This window comes from Streptomyces griseofuscus (genome assembly GCF_014673495.1).
Classification (GTDB): Bacteria; Actinomycetota; Actinomycetes; order Streptomycetales; family Streptomycetaceae; genus Streptomyces; species Streptomyces murinus.
Window position 1 is genome coordinate 8,567,525 of record NZ_CP051006.1, and the last position, 15,384, is coordinate 8,582,908.

A 15,384-nucleotide genomic window follows, 5' to 3' on the forward strand; every position below is an offset into this window, starting at 1 on the left:
AGCGCTGGGCAGGCTCGGACCGGTCGGGGAGGGAGTCGTCACCGGGGCCGCGCGCGGAAGCGGTATGGTCGCCGGCGCGGGGTCAGGGGTGGGGGACAGGCCTAGCGGCTACGGTGCTGCTGTCGGCTCGTTGACGGCCGGTGTCGTTGACGAGCTCGCGCGCTGCTGTCGTAGGCGGCGAGCAGTCGCCGTGCGTCGCGCGCGGTTCACGCTGTCCGTGCGGGCGGAGCCCGGGGAGGTTCAGCGCCGCGGCGCTGCTGGAATCGCTCGTCGTGGAGTGGGCGTGTTCCGGTCCGGGGCGTTGGCCGATGGTGCGATGCGACCGGCGTCGGCGGCCGGGTGGACCTCCGCCTTGCTCATGAAGTTCGGGGTGTCGGTCGGAGCACCGTACGGGCAACGAGGCACTGCCGCGGGGTGGTTGCGCTTCGGACATACCAGTCGGGGACACGAAGTCGTCTCCTTCGCATGGATGTTGCCGACAGGCGACGCTGGAGAGCGCTTTCCTTTCCCGCACCATGCCCGTCCTGCATGTCCCGGTCAAGCAGTCCGACCCACTTTTCTTTGGCCTTTATTTAAGACCTCAAGGTGCTGTTGCACCCGGGCGGCGAGTCGCAGGACCGTACCGTTGGCACGCCGCCAGACACGCCCACCTCGGCGCCCCGGTCCGCGCGACGCGGTGTGCCGGTGCCCGGCCCGGGAACCGCCTGGTCACCCGCGATCACCCGCCCCGGCTGCTGGGACTGATGGATGCCCCGGCCGAGCGGCGCCTGACGATGAGCGAAACCGCGTGGTGGCGCCGCTACGGGCCGGCCTGGGCAGCGGCCCGCCACGACATCCTTCCGAAGTCCAGCCCCGCGGAACGCGAGCACGCGGAGCGGGTCAACCAACCGACGCCCTGCTGGATCTGGTTGAGGAACCCTGGGAGCAGCTGTGACCGCCCTCGCCCGCAGTGTCGCGCTTCCCGGCGACGAGGTCTTCGTCCTCCATGACCGGCCCCTGCGGGACGGCGTCGCCGTGGGGGAGACCTCGCAGTTCGGCGATGACGTCTGGCGGCTGCAGCCAGCGATCCACAAGAGCAGCGGCCGCAACCTGATCCTGAACTTCAACCGCTTCCCGGTCCGGTCCCGGCCGGTCGCCAAGCAACTGGCTTACGCCATGCTGTCCGGGCCCCTCCCGCAAGGAGATAAGCACTGCAAGGTCGAGGGGGTACGGTGCGCGTCCACCGAACTCCGCCGCTTCCTGACCTGGCTGGACAGCCAGGCCGAGCCCCGATGCCAGAGGCTGGCCACTCTGACCGGTGCCGACCTTCTCGCCTACCAGCGGCACCTTGTCGGGCCGTTCCCCAATGCGGCGACACAGCGCGAAACCTGCCGGGCGAAAGTCCGGTTGTTCTGGCGCTGGCGGCACAACCTCAGTGACTGGCTGCCCTTCTGCCCCATTCACATCAACGGGTGGGGCGGACCCGACGCTGGCGCACAAAGGCGGGGCGAGAACCGCACCAGCCGGATTCCCGAACAGGTTCTCGGACCGCTGCTCGTCCGGGCGCTACGGTTCATCGACCTCTTCCGCCCCGACATCATCGCCGCCGACCAGCAGTGGAGGAAGACCCGGTTCATCGGGGTCTACCAGCGGCTTCCGGTCCGGAAATTCCACAGGTCCACCGGCACCGTGCACCAGGCGATCTCCGATCATCTGGAAAGGTACGTCACCAGCGGCCGACCGCTGCCGGGCTGGCGGGGAGTCCCTAACCGCAAAGTCCTCTCCGCGGTTCGCTCGACGGCCGGCCCTGGACCGGCGACATCGTCACGCACCCCGAGCAGCCCAACAGCCTCACCAGCACCCCGGAGACCGCATGACCCGCCGCGTCGACTCCCCCTCCGAATCCCGAGTCCTGGGCGGCACTGGAAGAAGTTCGGCATGAGCAACGCGACCTTCCGCCGCCACTTCCCCGACATCGCACAGGAGATCGCCGCCCTGCGGTCAGCACGGCCGACGCCAGGAGCCCCAAGCGAACCGACCCGCTACCACAGACTCGTCGCCCGGAACGCCAAACTCAAGCGTCGCAACCGCGAGTTCACCGAGACCCTCACGCTCGCCGCCTGCCACATCCAGCGCGTCACCCTGGAGAACCGGAAGCTGAGAGGAGAACTGAAAGCCGCCACGGGCGTCGCTCGCCTGGCTTCTGTCCCCGGCCTCGGACATCAGTACAGCCGTTGACGTTGAGATTGATCAACGTCTGATCGGGCTGGGCACGGCGCCCGGGGTGTCCAGGGTAAAACCCCCAATGTGGTTGCCTTAACGACCACTTATGGAAGTGCAGCGCGGTCCGGGCCGCCGGTACTTCAGCGGGCGTCGGGCGGCCAGTGCTGTCAAGGCGGCCAGGAGCGTCAGGCACAGCCAGGCGAAGGTGTCGCCGATGCGGTCGTAGAGCGTGGTGGTGCCGTGCGTCGGGATGTAGGCGACCATGGTCTGGCGGCCGCCGGAGGTGAAGTAGTCCGCCGTGGCGAGGACGTGGCCCTGGTTGTCGTAGGCGGCGGAGACGCCCTCCGCGTCCTGGCGGACCAGGGCGTAGCCGGACTCGACGGCGCGCAGAGCCGCCTTGGCGGTGTGCGGGGCGCCGAACTCGCGCCAGTCGTGGGAGGGGACGAGCATGATGTCGGCGCGGACCCGCATCATGGCGGGGAAGTCCGCGTCGTAGCAGATGACGTTCGCCAGCCGGCCGTATGGGGTCTTCACGACGGGGACGCGGCCGTCGCCCGGAGTGTACTTCTCGGAGCCCGGGATGGGGTGGGCCTTCTGGTAGGTCCACAGCACCTTGCCGTGCGGGTCGATGAGGATCGCCTCGTTGCGGCCGTACGCGGGTGCGGTGGCGGTGTGGACGCGGACGCCGATCTCCAGGTAGACGCCCGAGCGGCGGGCCTCGGCCTGCGCGGCGGCCACGGTGGCGGCCTCGTGCGACTCCTGGGTGCGGACGGCCTCCTCGGGCCAGACGACGATCTTCGCCCCGGCGGCTGCCTCGCGCCGAGTGGCGGTCAGCAGGTCGTCCTCGACGGCCGTCATCGCGGGCTGTACCTGTGCGGCGGGGGCGGTGGCGACGCCGGCCGAGGTGTCGGCGTACCGGCTCAGTACCGTCTTGAGGTGCCGCGTCACGGCCGGGGTGGGGCTCACACCCGCGATGCGTACGGTCAGACTCGTCGGCGGGGTGAGCGCGAGCCGGGCGCCGCCGACGGCGAGGACGACGGCCGGCAGGAGGACTGCGTACAGCAGGCCCGCGCGCCACGAAGGGTGTTCCCGGCGTTCCCAGATTCCGTTGACGGCGGCGGCGACGTAACCGATCAGGAACCCGATCCCCCACGGGCCTGTCACCGAGACGAGTTGGAGCAGGGGCAGGTCGCCGTGCTGGGTGACGGCGAGGGAGCCGTAGGCCGTGCCGAACGGGGAGACTACGGTGATCAGGTACTCGGTGGCCGCCACGCCGGCGGGGAAGGCCAGGGTGGCGAGCGCGGGGCGCAGGCGGCCCGCCAGGAGCCGGTCGGCCAGGTACGGCAGCGTCTGCAGGGCGGCGAGCGCGGTGGCGCCCGCGACGACCACGGAGTTGAAGCCGATCTTCGACTCCTGTACCCAGAAGACGGCCGCGGCGGCATGCGCCGCCCAGAGCCACAGCGGTCCTGACCAGGCGCGGCCAAGTCGTGCGAACCGCAGCAGGAGCACGGGGTAGAGCCAGGCCGCCGCCGCGATGTCCCACCGGCCGCCCACCGCGAACAGCATCGTCCCCGCGCCGAGGGCCAGCAGGCCGTACTGCCGTATCAGGTGATTCTTCAGTATCGGGTGATTCTTCACAGGGGACGACGCTAGGGAGAGGGGGTGTCGTCGCGCCTCGGCCGGTGTGGCGAACTCCGGTCGCGGGCGCGGAACTTTCGTTGCCCGACCGGAGGATGATCCGCCGCGCTCCCGGGTCGTCTAGCCTGACCGACCAAGATGGTCACTGACTTGAAGGCCGCGCCACGAGCCGCGCGGCGCTGGATCGCCTGCCGCCCGCGGTTGGCGGACGCCGCGCTCGGCGGTGGGCTGACGTTGTTCGACGTGGCCACCGTGGTACACCGCGCCCCGGAACCCGCTGCCTGGGGCGTGGCCTTGTGGGGGGCGCAGACCGTGCCCCTGCTGTGGCGGCGGACGCACCCGTGCCTCGCGCTGGCGGCGATGACCGTCCTGTACGCGGCCTTCCAGGCGACCTCCCCGATCGCCGGGAAGGTGCCGGGGCCGTTCCTGCTCATGCTCGGCGTGTACGCCCTGGCCGGACACGTCCGTGCCCGCGTGAGCCTGCCGGGGACGGTGCTGTGCCTCGTCTCGGCGCTCACCGCCGACGCGCTCACCGGGCACTGGCGGCAGCCGCCGAGCCTCGGTTCGCTGGAGCCGGTCAGCGCCACGACGTTCGTCTTCTTCCTCGGTCTGGCCTGGGCGTCGGGGTACGGCAGACGCAGGATCGGGGCCGACGCCGACCGGCTGCGCGATCTCAACCGGCGGCTGGCCGCCGAGCAGGAGCGCAACGCCCGCCAGGCGGTGGTCGCCGAACGCGCCCGTATCGCCCGTGACCTGCACGACGTGGTGGCCCACCATGTGAGCGCCATCGCCTTGCAGGCGCGGGCCGCCGAGGACGTCCTGGCCACCGGGCCGCTCCCCGACACGACGGTGGTGGAGAGCGTCGGACTCATCGCGCGGAGCGCCGACACCGCGCTCGTCGAGATGCGGCGACTGCTCGGGCTGCTGTCCTTCCGTGACCAGCGGCTCGCCCCCGAACCGTCCCTCGACCACCTCGGCCCGCTCCTGGACACGGCCACCGCGGCGGGCTGCCGTGTGACGAGCAGGGTGACGCCGGGGGCGCAGAGCGCGCCGTCCCCGGGGATGCGGGTTTCGGCCTACCGGATCGTCCAGGAGGCGCTGACGAACGTCGTCAAACACGCCGGTCCCGTGGGCGTAAGCGTCACCGTGCGCGGCGACGCCTCGCGGCTCACTGTCGAGGTGGTGAACGGTCCGGCCGCCCCGGACCACCAGCCCGTCCCCGGCAGCGGGCGCGGGCTGATGGGCATGCGTGAACGCGTGGCGGCGTTCGACGGCGAGCTGACGGCCGGGGTGTGCGAGGGCGGCGGCTGGCGGCTGTACGCCGTTCTGCGGGGGCGGGCGCCGCGAGCCGTAGAGGTGGGCGTATGACGGTACGGGTGCTCGTGGCCGACGACCAGGAGATGGTACGGACCGCGCTGCGGCTGGTCATCGACCGCCGCGAGGGGCTGATGGTCGTCGGCGAGGCGGGCGACGGGGAGCAGGCGGTCGCCAGGGCGGCGGAACTGCGGCCCGATGTCGTGCTGATGGACATCCGCATGCCCGGCACGACCGGTGTCGAGGCCACCCGGCGCATCACCGGCTGCTGGCCCGGGCCCGGACCGGCGCCGCGGGTCCTGGTCCTCACCACGTTCGACCTGGACGAGTACGTGCACGCCGCGCTGCGGGCGGGTGCCGCCGGGTTCCTGCTGAAGAACAGCTCGCCCGACCGGCTGGCCGAGGCCGTACGCGCGGTCGCGGCCGGGGAGGCCGTGCTCGCGCCGGACATCACCCGCCGCCTGATCGACACCGTCACCGCCCTGCCCGCCGGACTGCTGCCCGGGCCTGCCCCGGCAGCCCGGCCGGACCGGACCGAGCTGTCGCGCCTGCTGACCGCCCGCGAACTGGAGGTCCTGGTACTGGTCGGGCGCGGCCTGTCCAACGCACGGATCGCCGCCGCCCTGGGCCTGAGCGAGGCCACCGTGAAGAGCCGCCTCAACCGCATCCTCACCCGCCTCGGCCTGGAGAACCGGGTGCAGGCGGCACTACTCGTCCACGGGGACGGTCAGGCTCCGCTCGTGGGCCGGGACGGTGAGTGATCAATCTGTGTGGACCAGCCGTCTCTCCGGCTCGATGTAGTTGCTCAGGAACCGGTCAACGGTCAACGGGACGTCGACGGCAAGGAGCGGCCGATGTGGCGCATCCGTGGTGGGTTCCCGACGGCCGTCACGGCGATCAGCCGCACCCGCCGCTGCTGTGCTCGTCCGGCTTCCACATGTACGACGGCGAGCTCCCCATAGTGGCCACCGGCATGAAGCAACCGACGATGTAGCGCAGGGCGTCGACGATCTCGCGTCGTGAGTGCGCCTCCGGGCCGCCGCTCGGGGTCCGGCAGGCCGGCACCGGCGGCAGCGGCTCGATGAACGCCCATTCGAGCCCGCCACCCCACACCAGAAAGGCGCGCCACCAAGGCGCGTGGAGCACTTGAAAGCTCTCCGCAAAGCCCTCTGGCATACCGCTGAGACTCCACTTCCTGGAGGGCCCGATGCGCACCAGGCCGTCCAGCGAAGCGTGAGAACGAGATCATCAGAGGTTCAAGGACAGGTTCTCAGCCAGATGGTCACCCGCCAGCCCCTGGAAGGTGGCGTCCAGCGGGGCCAGGAGGCGGCTCGGCTCGGCCGCCCGCGCGCGCCCAACGCCGCGCACCGGCACCTACGCGCGGGGCCCGTGCCAGTCCAGGCACAGGACGGTCGCGTCGTCCTTCACGTGACCATTGCACGCTTCGGTGACCGCGTTGACGAGGGCGCGCACGATCTCGCGGGGGTGCTCGGTGGCGGTGTCACGGAGGAGGGCGGCCAGGTCAACGGTCGCCGCCTGACGTTCTTGCACGCCGTCGGTGTAGAGCAGGAGACGGTCGCCCGGGCGCAGGTCGAGGTTCTGTACCTGGTAGGTGCCCTGCGCGGGAACGCCGAAGGGGAGGTTCACGGCCAGTTTGATCTCGTCGACGGTGCCGTCGCGCAGCCTGAGTGGCCAGGGATGGCCGGCATTGACGAGTTGGGCGCTGGAGCCGTCCAGTGCGACGCGCAGTAGCTGACCGGTGGCGAAGGTGTGGTGGCCGTGGTCGAGGAGGGCCTGGTGGGTCTGGCGGGCCTGTTCGGCGAGGTCGGTGCCGGCGCGGCGGGCGCCGCGGGAGGCGTTGACCACCAGGGTGGCCATGAGGGAGGCGTCGACGTCATGGCCCATGGCGTCGGTGATGGACAGATGCAGGGTGTCCTCGTCGAGGCTGTAGTCGTAGGTGTCACCGGCGATGTCGGACGCCGGGACCAGGGCGCCGGCGAGGGTGAACTCGGCGGCCTCGCACGAGGGAGCTGACGGCAGGAGCTGGCGCTGGATCTCCGCGGCCAGGGTGACCGAGGCGGTGCGGTTGCCCCAGTGGTAGAGGTCGGTGAAGCGGCGGTCGGTGACGATGACGTACGCCAGCGCGTGCGCAGCCTCTTCCACCTGCTCCAGTACGTCCTCGGTGACGTGGGTGAGGTAGAGCTCCAGCACCCCGATGGCGTCGCCGCGGTTGGTGACCGGGGCGAGTACCCGTTGCCCCCGCCCGTTCTCCGGTGCCACCACCGGTCTCTGGGTGCGCAGGACCTCGTCGTAGGCGCTGGCGGCCAGGGAAACCTGGTCGGCACCGCGTTCCTGTGATGTCGCCTTCTCCTCGTGGACCCGCAGCAGGCGTCGGCCCACGACGTCGAGGAACAGGAACGATACATAGCGTGCCCCGAACCGTTCGCGCAGATTGTGCGCTACGACATCGAGGGAGCGCACCGGCGCGGCCTTCTCCGCCGCGGCCAGTACCTCGGCCAGTCCGATCCGATCACGCTCCACGACAGCCTCCTTAAGTTACGGACTCTCTTCCCCCTGCCGCCTCAGGCATCACAGTGGCAACAGCCACCACGCCACGGCTTGTGCGGGCGCGTCTCAAGTGACGGAGGATTCGACATAATTGGCGGTCCGCCACCCGGCCGTCAGTGCGTCCGGTCCGGGTCTGGGGTGCACGCTCCGCTGGTCGACGCGATCGGTGAGGGACTGCGCGCCACCTGGATCTGGCGGCCCACCATCGACGGACTCGCTCTGACCCGCACCCCAGTGGACGCCGTGACCGAGGGCGCCGCCGCAGGCATCCCACTGCTGGCCCAACACTGCGTCGACGAGTGCGGGCTCTACCAGCTGATGGTGCCCGATGCAGCGTTACAGGCCGACCGAGTCCTGGCTAACTACTTCGGCCAGGATGGCTGCGACGAACTCCTCGGCGTCTTCACCGGCAACCAGCCGGACGCCGTACAGGCGCGCGTCGAGATCATGAGCGCTGAACGGTACATCATCCCGACCGTACGCCTCGCTGATGGGCAAAGCGCTCACGCCAAGGTCTGGCGCTCGCGCTTCGACGGACCGCTCACCGGGCTGCCCGACGCGATCGTCCCCGACGGCTTGCTGCTGGCCGTCCACAGCACTGACGCCCACGGAGTCTTCCAAGGCGGCCCGGACGCGGTCGGCCAGATGCACGCCGCCTGGGGCGCCTTCGTCACCACCGGCAACCCGAATGCGGCCGGCCTGCCCGAATGGCCGCGGTACACCACGGCCGATCGCGCCACGATGATCTTCGACAACGATGGGGCCCACCTCGAGCACGACCCGCAATCCAAGCTGCGCGAGGCCTGGGAAGACCGGAACTGGGAGCCGGGGACCTGGTGGGAATTCGCCGGAGGCATCCAGTAGGCGCACGGTGCGTCCGACGGGAGACCGGCAGCCGAACTTTCTGCCGTTGACTCCGAAGAGCTGGGCGAGCAGGTCTCGGGTGCCGAGTTTGCGCAGGTAGAGCACGGCCAGGGCCCTGTCGGCGGGCTTGCTGCGTCCGAGCTACCCCCCGCGGGCGCGGGGACGACTGGAGCGGGGTGCCGTTCTTGATTGACACCCGTGCCGAGTCAGGTGTTGGTCTCCGGCTGCACGGTGTTAGTTGTCGGCATTGCCCTCGAGCACGGCTGGTCGTCGTCGACGGCCCAGAGCGCGCGGGGAGGAAGTACAGGGCGACCATCCCGGTGTAGATGAACGCGCCCCAGCCCACGATCAGCACGAAGACGTTCGCGTCGCCGCGCGCGGAGCTGTATGCGACGCCCTGCCCGGTGGTGAACAGTTATGGGAACCAGGCGGAGCGGAGGAAGCCCGGGTCGGCGCAGCGGCCTCTGCCCCGGCGCCATGCCATCAGCGGGACCGAGGCGAAGCCGACACTGGCCAGGCAGTACATGAAGGCGAAGAAAAGTCGTTGGCGATGAACTGGTGGCCGTTGGTGATCCCGAGGTAGGCGACCCCGGGCAGGAAGAGTGCGGCCGGCACCCCGTAGCCCAGCACCTCGCCGCGGTCTCGGACCTTCGCCAGGTTCTCCCCCTGCTCTGTCGACATCGTCGTGGGCACCGTATCGGCCGCGCCCAGCGGGATCCGCCGATCAGCAGCAGCGGCCGGGCGGCAAGCTGTCGATGCTCACCGAGCTCCCGGCCCAGTACGGCGTCGGCTATCAGACCGTGCGAAGCGCCATCTCGCTTCTGCAGTAAGAGGGTCTGGTCGTCGAGCCGGGCGAACAGCACGTTGCGCAGCATGATCTCCAGGTGCCTGAGCGGTTCGAAGAAGGCCGCGGCGAGATCGCGGTTCCACCGGTACAGCGCGAGCGTCGCCGGCGCAGGCGGTCAGGTAGGGGTTCAGATACTGCTCGGCCGCTGAGTGGTCGCGGGTGGGCACCAGGGTGCCGTCGACGCTGAGCACATTGAGCCTTTTCCAACTTCAAGTTGAGCTGGCCAGATGGAGAGTGAGGACGGCCTGGACGAGTCTCGTGATTCGGGTCGTCGAGCAGCGGAGCTTGCGTAGGAGTCGCCAGGACTTGAGGGTGGCGATGGCTTGCTCGACCAGTGCTCGGACGTTCGCGTGGGACCGGTTGACGGCTTGATGACCGGCAGAGAGGCTGTCCCATCGGCCGCGGTGGGGAAGACGGACGGTGCCGCCTGCGCCCTGCTGTCCCTTGTCCGCCCAGCAGCTGACGTCCGCCCGGGCGAGCGCGTCGATGACGCCGTGTTCACGGGTATGCCGTCATCGACGCGGCCCGTACGGTTTCGGCGAGCGGGGGAGCGAGGGCGGCCCACGAGCTCGACTGCCTCGGCGATGTACCGGTAGGCGGTGGTGGTGCCGCTCCCGAAACCGGCTGCGAGCTGGGCATAGAGCTGGCCGTTGCGGAGGTGGGCGAGGGCCAGGAGGGCCTGTCGGCCTGCGTTCAAGCGCCGCCATCGGGTGCCGAGAGTACGACGACGCTCCCTCAGGCGGCCGGCGAGGAAGCGGAGGGCAGAGCTGGACACGTTGACGCCGGACGGGTACACAAACATGCGAAGCCTCTGGTGGAGACGGTCCTCTTGGTCGAAAACCCATTTACCAGGGGTTTCACCTGTCTGTCACGTCAACTGTCCGACCTGCGCAGCAGGTTGGGGAGAGACCAACTGCCCAGCCGCTCGCTGGCGGCACAGGGTCCTTCGAAGCCGCTTTCCCACCGGGCCCGTCCCGGGGACGACGAACACGCGGCCGCCTGCGGCTACCGCACGCCTCTTGCGGGCGCCGCCCCGTATTCTCGTTGGACCCTGGCACACGATCACGGGAGCAGGCAGCTCCGGTCCGGTCCTGGGAACGGAGTGGACTGCAGGCGCTGCATCCACAGGGAGCTCAGGTACTGGCCGTTCTTCACGGCGTATTCGTTGAAGGTTCCGATTTCGGCGAAGCCGAACTTGCGGTGCAGGGCCACCGACACGTCGTTCGGCAGGGCGATGCCGGCGAGGGCGACATGCACCGGTTCGTCGGCCAGAAGGCCGAAGAGCGCACGGTAGAGGGCGGTTCCCAGCCCCTGTCCTCTGCTGTCCTCACCGAGTCCGATGCTCACCTCGACCGTTTCCCGGAAAGCGTCCTGATCGCGGTAGCACTGGCTGCAGGCATAACCGAGCACCTGGTTGCCGCGCCGGGCGACGAGCATCCGGTACGGACCCGTCTCCGCGAACTGAGCGAACCAGTCCCGCCGCTCCTCCATGCGATGCGGTCTGGTGGCGAACCGGGCGTGCGAGGTCGCGGCCGTGTGATTCTGGATGGCGACGATCCCGGGCAGATCATCCGTAATCGCAGGGACGAGTTCAACAGCGGTCTCGTAAATCTCGTGCAAGAGAGGCTCCTCACCTCACGGGGGACGTCATACCGGCACGCTACGGGCGCCGTCGGCCACACAGAACCCCGTGATCCGAGAGGGCTGGCCATAGGCTGCACCTATGGCCCTGGAACTCGCGGACCTGCGCGTCTTCGTCACCGCCGCATCCGTCGGCTCGCTGTCTGCCGCAGCACGTGAGCTGCGCGTTGCGCAACCGTCCGTCAGCGAGCGGCTGCGCCGACTGGAACGGCTCGTCGGTCAGCCACTGCTCGAACGCTCCAGCCGAGGAGTGTCACTGACGCCCGCAGGGGAACGGCTGCTGCCCCACGCGGAGCGGTGTCTGGATCTGGCGGCGAGGGCCCTGGACATTGCACGGGAGGACGACACTCAGGGCACCCTGCACGTGACCACCCACGCCAGCTACGCACCGCTGGCCGTCCCCTTCGTCATCGGTGCCCTGCAGCCGCTCAGATACGCCGTCGTGGTCGACGACCAGCACAGTCAGGACGCACTCCAGCGGGTGGCCGCGGGCGCGACCGACATCGCCATCACCCTGCCGATGCCGCACGCTCCCGAGGTACGGCTGCGCACGTTCCGCAGCGAGCCGGTCATCGCGGTCTGTCACCCGGACCATCCGCTCACGGCGCGCCCCTGCGACACTGCAAGGCTGAGCGGCCACCCCCTCGCCGTGAACCTCTGGGGCAGCGGTGCGCAGCTCTTTCACGAACTGCTCCTGGACGCCCCCACCCGCGCGCATCAGCTCTACCGCATCAGTTCCGCCGAGACGGCAGCCGATCTCGCGCGCTCCGGGCAGGCCGTCGCAGTCCTCACCCGCGCTACCGTCGAACGCGACCTCGCCGCCCGCACCCTGGTCGAACTCGACGTGAGCGACATGCCCGAATGGCACGTCCACCTCATGGCAGCCCACCACCGCGAACGCGCTGCCGAGCCCGCCATCGCTGCAGTGATCAACGCCCTGGGCCACCTCAAGTCCTGACCCACCGCACCCACGGACACCACCACGCAGAAAACGCCCCGTCCCCACGCGTCACCAGCCTCGTCCAAGCCGTCCTCACTGTGCACCTGACCAGTTCTGACTGAAGTTGGAAAAGGCTCAGTGGGTGTGCGTACGCGGCATCACGTTCATGGCCGGGGTCTGATGCACGGGAACGGATCACAGCAATACGTCCAACCGGCGGGAGTTTTCCCGCCTCCCCCCGGGTGGGGCCGGGCACGGGAAGGACAGCACCGGGACGCCGGCGACTTCCGTCCCGGCTCCCTCGCCGGGCCGACGGCAGGGGCGGCGCGGCGGGCCCGGCCGACGCGCAACCGGACCGGCCGCGCCCCGGTCCCCGGCCGTGCCGTGGTCGGGGGAGCGTGGGGCGTGGTCGGCCTCATGGCCTGAGGCCCGTTATCGCCCCGACCGCGACCGTCCGGACCGGTCCGGACGGTCGCGCGAGTTCGACCGGCCCTCGGGGCGGGCAGCGCGTGGCGCATGTACAGCGCCGCTGCGGCGCTCCCTTCCGGCCCCTGCGAAGCCCCGGGGTCGGAAGGGAGCGAGCTACGCGATGTCGAGGAAGAACTTCTCGTCGCCGCCGTCGTTGGCGTTGTACTGGCAGTTCACCGTTCCGCCGGGGCCGGTGGCGGTGGTGACCCCGCTACCGGTCACCATGCGCAGAAAGATGTTCGTGAAGGTCGCCGACTCGAAGGAGAACGAACCGTCGGTCTGGGCGCGCGCACGGAACTTCTCGTAGGGACCGATGAAGGACTGGCAGTTGACGGTACCCCCGCCGCTGATGTCGGTGGGGACCCCGGTCCCATCCATGCGCAGGAACAAGCTGGGGAAGGCCACCGACTCGAACGCGTACGAGCCGTCGGACTGCGGCCGGACCTTGAACGTCGTCCAGGCGCCGGTGCCGTACTGACAGTTCACCTTGCCGCCGCCGGGGTCGCTGGGGGCAGTCACGCCAGTTCCGTCCATACGCAGGTACACGTTCGGGTAGTGCGCCGACTGGATCGTGATCGGAGTGTCCCCGAGTTTCGCGAGGTCGGCTTCCGATAAAGCCGTGCTGGCCGTTCCTTCCGTCTGGAGATGTCCCGGGCAAAGGAGATGGGCACCGTCGCCGCGGCGCCTTTCGCAGCGACGGTGCGATGAGGTGATGGCGGAGCTCCAGGGAGGTGCCCGTGCAGCGACTCCCGCGTCGCGTCAGGGATCCCAGGGGTTCTTGGGTCTCTGGCCCCCAGGGAGGGGCGGAATCCCAGCGGGCCCGGCCGCTGTAGACCTCGTCGAGGGTTCACTGATCACCCTCGCGCCACATGACCGGGCCCGGCATGCCGTGACAGCACACGACCGCGATCTGCCGCGCTGCCCGGGTATACCGCACCGGACCAACAACTCCTGCCCGGCCTCGCGAGAGGACGGTGCTGTCAGTGCCCGTTGATAACGTGCTTCGTCCAGTCGCGGAGCTCATGAAGGGACGGAGTATGTGCGGAATATGACGTGTCATCAGGTCGGCGAGCAGAGGTTGGCCCAGGCGCTCGACGACATCGACGGGCGCGCCTACAAGCGGTGGCACTCGCTGCGGTACGGCAGCATCTCGCCGGCCCTGATACGGGCGATGGCGGACGAGCTTCTCGACCATGTCGCCGCGCGAACGGTGACGGAGCCGGGGCTCGACGCCGCGGCCGGCACGGTCGCCGTCACCGCCGCGGAATGTGCGCACGGAGTGCTGAGCATCATGTGCTTCCCGGACGGGGACCAGGAGATCCGGCTCCCCCTCGTCGGGGAGCGGATCAGCACGGACCCGGACGACGACGAGTTCGGGGACGGGCCCATCACCTTCCGGGACGTCGTCCAGGAGTCGCCCACCGCGCGGACCTGGCTCGACATGTTCGAGATGTGTGTCGTCAGCGGGCATGGGTGGGACTGGGAGCGGGTCACCGGGCTCCTGCTGCGCGGCGACTACGCGCCCGCCATCCGTGACGGCGTGCCCTGCAACCGGTACACCTCCGTCTCCGACCCCGCCGACCTCGCCGCCATGGACGCCCTTTGCCTCTATCTCACCGAGGCGGCCGGGCATCTGCCCCGCGACTGGCCGATGGTTCCGCTGCGCAAGCCGGACGCCGGGGAGCGCGCGGAGGCCGCCCGGCGGCTCGACGAGATCGGCGACGCACTGAGCGCGGACCAGCGGCTGCTCCGCGTACTCCTCGACGACAACCAGCACGCCTTCGAGGACGCCCTCGTCGCCCGGCTGGTCGCATATCGGGAGAGCGTCGACGCCGAGGCCGGTGATCCCGCGCCCCGGTCTATCCTCCCCCTCGGCTCCCTCACCCTGGCCTGCCTTGCCGTCCAGGTCCATGGGTGGGAACTCGGTGTCCGGTCCGGGTATCTGCCATACGGTCTACTGGGATCGCCGGCCGCGCCGCGCCGGGCGGCGGAGGGGAACCGCAACAACGTGGGCTACCGGGCCGCCAAGTAGGCCACCCGGGGCGCGGAAGTGGGCCTGGCCCAACATCCAGGACGCCGTCGTGGAGACGGACTCGTCCCCACCGAGGCAGCGCGTACGTCTGTGCGATAGCCAAGGCCGGAAGACCACCTTGGCCCACGTCGGCGACGCCATCTGCCCCACGGCCTGCGACGTGGGTCGACGTCGCCACCGTCAGGCCGGAAAGGCAATCGAAAGACGTTCCGTTTGTCGGTGTGGGGCTGCTGTCCAAAGACGCAAGATCGCAAGGGGGCACATGACCATCACCCACGCTGGACGGTCCGGCCTCCGGGCACCCGCCGGGTCCCGACGGGCTCACCGACAGGCAGCGGGTCATCGTCGACTGCATCGCCCGTTCCGTCGCTGACCGCGGGTACCCGCCCTCGATGCGCGAGATCGGTCGAGCCGTCGGCCTGACGAGCCCCGCATCGCCCAGGCGATGGACCTCATCTCCTTCGACCTCCGCGACCTGGCCCTCTCCCGCTCCCGCCGCCTCGGCCTCGCCGCCGCCCGCTCCTACCGCGACGAGTACGGTCACCTCGCCGCCCGCGCCTGGCTCGCCGGACAACGCCATCTCGCCGCCAAGAACGAACTCGACACCGCACGCGCGGACGCCCTCGCCGCCCTCGTCCCCGACTGACGCCTCCCGCATGGCACGGACTGGCACCGCAAACACCACCTGCTGCGCGCTCACCTCGCCACCGCCGCCGACCCTGCTGCCCTCACCCGCGGCACCCGACTCGGCGGCGTGAAGTCCGGCTCCTGACTGCACCGCCGGCTCACCACCTGGCAGGCCCTCACCGATGGCCGGCAGCAGCTGATGACCGCTTTCGGTCTCACCCCCTCTCGCGCGTCATGCCGCCT

12 protein-coding genes and 1 pseudogene are annotated in these 15,384 nt (G+C 70.1%); 7 read left to right on the forward strand and 6 right to left on the reverse strand.

Annotated features, from left to right (window positions below):
* The first annotated feature begins 930 nt into the window (after positions 1–930).
* Positions 931–2,217, forward strand: a complete 1,287-nt coding sequence (locus tag HEP81_RS38435; RefSeq protein WP_037663914.1) for a hypothetical protein — start codon at positions 931–933, stop codon at positions 2,215–2,217.
* Positions 2,218–2,295: 78 nt separating this feature from the next.
* On the opposite strand, the gene HEP81_RS38440 is transcribed toward HEP81_RS38435, so the two are convergent.
* The gene (locus HEP81_RS38440) at positions 2,296–3,840 is read right to left on the reverse strand and encodes a nitrilase-related carbon-nitrogen hydrolase (protein ID WP_243279745.1); all 1,545 of its coding nucleotides are present in this window, start codon (positions 3,838–3,840) and stop codon (positions 2,296–2,298) included.
* A gap of 138 nt (positions 3,841–3,978) precedes the next feature.
* On the opposite strand from HEP81_RS38440, the gene HEP81_RS38445 reads away from it, so the two are divergent.
* On the forward strand, positions 3,979–5,208 hold the full coding sequence (locus HEP81_RS38445) for a sensor histidine kinase (protein WP_037663913.1): 1,230 nt from the start codon (positions 3,979–3,981) through the stop codon (positions 5,206–5,208).
* Positions 5,205–5,915 carry a response regulator transcription factor gene (locus HEP81_RS38450; RefSeq protein WP_037663911.1) on the forward strand — a complete coding sequence of 237 codons (711 nt, stop codon included), beginning with the start codon at positions 5,205–5,207 and terminating at the stop codon, positions 5,913–5,915. Before HEP81_RS38445 ends, HEP81_RS38450 begins: the two co-directional genes overlap by 4 nt.
* Before the next feature lie 136 nt (positions 5,916–6,051).
* Here HEP81_RS38450 and HEP81_RS42250 read toward each other — a convergent pair whose 3' ends face one another.
* Both HEP81_RS42250 and HEP81_RS38460 read right to left on the reverse strand, forming a co-directional pair.
* A complete protein-coding gene (locus tag HEP81_RS42250) occupies positions 6,052–6,300 on the reverse strand; it encodes a hypothetical protein (RefSeq protein ID WP_157854675.1) in 249 nt (82 codons plus the stop codon).
* A gap of 228 nt (positions 6,301–6,528) precedes the next feature.
* Positions 6,529–7,695, reverse strand: coding sequence for a PP2C family protein-serine/threonine phosphatase (locus tag HEP81_RS38460; protein WP_037663905.1), 1,167 nt, complete (start codon positions 7,693–7,695; stop codon positions 6,529–6,531).
* Positions 7,696–7,860: 165 nt separating this feature from the next.
* On the opposite strand from HEP81_RS38460, the gene HEP81_RS38465 reads away from it, so the two are divergent.
* Entirely contained in the window at positions 7,861–8,586 is a 726-nt protein-coding gene (locus HEP81_RS38465; RefSeq protein WP_037663904.1) for a carboxylesterase family protein, read from the forward strand.
* 1,056 nt (positions 8,587–9,642) lie between these two features.
* Here HEP81_RS38465 and HEP81_RS38475 read toward each other — a convergent pair.
* Together HEP81_RS38475 and HEP81_RS38480 are read right to left on the reverse strand one after the other, a co-directional pair.
* Positions 9,643–10,235, reverse strand: a pseudogene (locus tag HEP81_RS38475) (transposase family protein).
* A 260-nt stretch (positions 10,236–10,495) separates the two neighbouring features.
* Positions 10,496–11,053, reverse strand: a complete 558-nt coding sequence (locus tag HEP81_RS38480; protein ID WP_190276079.1) for a GNAT family N-acetyltransferase — start codon at positions 11,051–11,053, stop codon at positions 10,496–10,498.
* Between the two features lie 103 nt (positions 11,054–11,156).
* On the opposite strand from HEP81_RS38480, the gene HEP81_RS38485 reads away from it, so the two are divergent.
* A complete protein-coding gene (locus HEP81_RS38485) occupies positions 11,157–12,032 on the forward strand; it encodes a LysR family transcriptional regulator (RefSeq protein ID WP_037662079.1) in 876 nt (291 codons plus the stop codon).
* A gap of 564 nt (positions 12,033–12,596) precedes the next feature.
* On the opposite strand, the gene HEP81_RS38490 is transcribed toward HEP81_RS38485, so the two are convergent.
* On the reverse strand, positions 12,597–13,001 hold the full coding sequence (locus HEP81_RS38490) for a fascin domain-containing protein (protein WP_243279747.1): 405 nt from the start codon (positions 12,999–13,001) through the stop codon (positions 12,597–12,599).
* 520 nt (positions 13,002–13,521) lie between these two features.
* Between HEP81_RS38490 and HEP81_RS38495 the strand changes: the two genes are divergently transcribed.
* A complete protein-coding gene (locus HEP81_RS38495) occupies positions 13,522–14,514 on the forward strand; it encodes an immunity 49 family protein (RefSeq protein ID WP_037662082.1) in 993 nt (330 codons plus the stop codon).
* Positions 14,515–14,959: 445 nt separating this feature from the next.
* Positions 14,960–15,160: a helicase associated domain-containing protein gene (locus HEP81_RS38505; RefSeq protein ID WP_037662084.1), complete on the forward strand. Its 201-nt coding sequence runs from the start codon at positions 14,960–14,962 to the stop codon at positions 15,158–15,160.
* Positions 15,161–15,384: the final 224 nt, after the last annotated feature.

Excerpts from the sequence above, each read along its gene's own strand:
- HEP81_RS38505 (WP_037662084.1), top strand. The coding sequence starts at position 14,960 with ATGGACCTCATCTCCTTCGACCTCCGCGACCTGGCCCTCTCCCGCTCC.
- HEP81_RS38450 (WP_037663911.1), top strand. The coding sequence starts at position 5,205 with ATGACGGTACGGGTGCTCGTGGCCGACGACCAGGAGATGGTACGGACC.
- HEP81_RS38485 (WP_037662079.1), top strand. The coding sequence starts at position 11,157 with ATGGCCCTGGAACTCGCGGACCTGCGCGTCTTCGTCACCGCCGCATCC.
- HEP81_RS38445 (WP_037663913.1), top strand. The coding sequence starts at position 3,979 with ATGGTCACTGACTTGAAGGCCGCGCCACGAGCCGCGCGGCGCTGGATC.